The 2,044-nt window shown below is 30.5% G+C and carries 2 protein-coding genes; both read right to left on the reverse strand.

All coding sequences use genetic code 11. From position 1 onward, the window contains the following. Positions 1 to 226 precede the first annotated feature (226 nt). Positions 227 to 892, reverse strand: coding sequence for an epoxyqueuosine reductase QueH (locus CKF59_RS07725; protein WP_425451164.1), 666 nt, complete (start codon positions 890 to 892; stop codon positions 227 to 229). 66 nt (positions 893 to 958) lie between these two features. After that, positions 959 to 1,933 carry a polyprenyl synthetase family protein gene (locus tag CKF59_RS07730; RefSeq protein ID WP_119535326.1) on the reverse strand — a complete coding sequence of 325 codons (975 nt, stop codon included), beginning with the start codon at positions 1,931 to 1,933 and terminating at the stop codon, positions 959 to 961. Positions 1,934 to 2,044: the final 111 nt, after the last annotated feature.

A 2,044-nucleotide genomic window follows, 5' to 3' on the forward strand; every position in this document is an offset into this window, starting at 1 on the left:
CTCTAAAATAGGATAAATAAACTCTCATATAAACAAACACTATTGTTACTTCTTACTATCTTTTATATTAATTGAACCTTACTATTTTATTTTAATCATAAGTATGAAGCTATAAAAACAAATGCTCATAAAATAAGAATTCATCTCTCTTATTTAATTAATCTTTTCAATCCATATACAAAAATAGACATGACCTAAATTTAAGTCATGCCTTTAAAGTTAAATTTTAAATACAATCATTGGTATCTTTATTAAAAGTATAGTACTCTACACCGATTTTAATTTTTTCTTTTCCAGTTCTTTCTCTATAAGCGTTAGTATCTCTTAAGCTGTATACACAACCACAATACTCTTGCTTATAAAACTCTTCACGTTTAGAAATTTGAATCATACGTGAAGAACCACCTCCTTTACGCCAGTTGAAATCCCAGTAATCAACATCATCAAAAGGAGCTGCTGCTCTAATCCCACAACCAGTTACTTGATCAAAATCTTTCCAACGACTTATTCCAAGGCAACTAGTAAAGAGATCAAATCCATTATCATGAGCATACTGAGCTGTGACTTCAAAACGCATATCAAAACATTCTGTACATCTTCTGCCACGCTCAGGATCCCACTCCATACCTTTAGTTCTTTCAAACCAGTCTTTACGATTATAATCCCAATCTACGAATGGAATTCCTAACTTTTCTGCGTAACGAATATTCTCTTCTTTTCTAATTAAATACTCTTTTAATGGATGTATATTTGGATTATAAAAAAAGATAGTAAAAGGAATATTAGAAGCCATTAACGCTTCCATTACTTCACCTGAACAAGGAGCACAGCAAGAATGTAATAATAATCTGCTTTTCCCTTCAGGAAGACTCAACGTCTTTCTCCCTGTCATAGTGTCAAGTAAAGTCTTTACATTTACTGAATTTGTGTTATCTTTATTTTCTGTCATATAATTAATTTATGCTTGTCTTCTCACACTTAGTTCTACAAGTGTTAATAAAGCTTGCTTATATTCGCTATCAGCAAAGTCTTTTATTATGTCTTTAGCTTTATCAGCTTCTTGGTAAGCTCGATTAAAACAATAGGTAAAACAATCGTTTGCTTCCATTCTTTCTACAACATAATCTAAGACTTCTAAACCTTTTTCTTGTAAAATTATCTTTTCAACAAGTTGTTTATCTTCTAAACTTCCTACTTCACGCAAGCGAATTAAAGGTAAAGTTGGCTTTCCTTCAGCTAGGTCATCCCCCTTAGACTTTCCTGATTCTTCCTTAGAACTTAAGTAATCAATAACATCATCAATGATTTGAAATCCAGTACCTAAAAAAGAACCAAACTTTGCAAGTTTACCTTGTAAAACTAAATCCTCTGAATACTTTAATTTAGCTATTGCATGACAACAAACTTCAAATAATCTTGCAGTTTTACTATAAATAACTGCAAAATACTTTTCTTCATTTATTGTCAAATCACCTAAATTAATCAACTGCCTTACTTCACCTTCAGCTATAACATTTACAGCATCTGTATATAAAGACATTAATGAATTATCGTTAAAATCTGCAATTAATTGAAAAGCTCTAGTGTAAACGAAATCTCCTACTAATACCGCAGCTGGATTGTTATACTTTTTATTTGCAGTTGGTAAACCACGACGCATTGACGAATCATCAACTACATCATCGTGCAAAATTGTTGCTGTATGAATTAATTCCGTAATTGCAGCAATTTTAATAGCTCTTTCTCTATCTACCCCTAAAAGCCCAGCAAAAAGCAAAGTTAAAATTACTCTTACACGCTTACCGCCAGAGTTAATTATATAAGCAGAAACATCATTTATTAAATCAATATCACTCTTAGTATACTCTACTAACTTTTTATTCACTTCATCTAGATCTTCACTAACTAGTGAAATAATTCGACTTAAACTCATATCTAAAACAATATACTACAACTATGTAACTTATATAAATATCATTAAGATATATAATCTTAATTTAAAATTCATTTAAAACTTTTATAAAATACTGCTCACAACAGACTC

This window comes from Psittacicella gerlachiana (genome assembly GCF_003585965.1).
Taxonomy (GTDB): domain Bacteria; phylum Pseudomonadota; class Gammaproteobacteria; order Enterobacterales; family Psittacicellaceae; genus Psittacicella; species Psittacicella gerlachiana.

Excerpts from the sequence above, each read along its gene's own strand:
- CKF59_RS07725 (WP_425451164.1), bottom strand. The coding sequence starts at position 892 with ATGACAGGGAGAAAGACGTTGAGTCTTCCTGAAGGGAAAAGCAGATTA.
- CKF59_RS07730 (WP_119535326.1), bottom strand. The coding sequence starts at position 1,933 with ATGAGTTTAAGTCGAATTATTTCACTAGTTAGTGAAGATCTAGATGAA.